General features: G+C 59.4%; 1 protein-coding gene. It reads left to right on the top strand.

Features of this window, described 5'->3' with window-relative positions:
• Nucleotides 1-323: DDE-type integrase/transposase/recombinase (locus tag AC1D0P_RS31860; RefSeq protein WP_477680377.1), on the top strand; the 323-nt coding region annotated here is incomplete at its 5' end.
• Nucleotides 324-375 lie beyond the last annotated feature (52 nt).

Raw genomic sequence — 375 nt, 5'->3', positions numbered from 1 at the left:
GATCTGCCCCGCGCGTCATGATCACCGACAAGCTTCGATCCTATGGTGCGGCGAAGCGGGAGRTCATGCCCGGCGTCGAGCATCGTTCGCACAAGGGCTTGAACAATCGGGCGGAGAATTCTCATCAACCTGTCCGGCGACGGGAGAGAATCATGAAGCGGTTCAAGTCACCGCGACAACTCCAGCGCTTCGTTTCAGTTCACGACCCGATCGCCAACCTCTTCCAAATTCCCCGCCACGACGTTCCATCTCACCATTATCGCGAGCTGCGAGGCGCCGCGATGCAGATGTGGAGCAAGATCGCCCATCTTCAGGCCGCCTGATCGCTGACCTCGTGACGTACCTTGGCCCGAGGCCGGTAAGTTTACAGTGCCT

The sequence above is a fragment of the Polaromonas sp. P1_G2 genome (assembly GCF_056405515.1).
The sequence above is the reverse complement of the archived record's forward strand: the minus strand, read 5'-3'. Positions and strand labels throughout refer to the sequence as shown.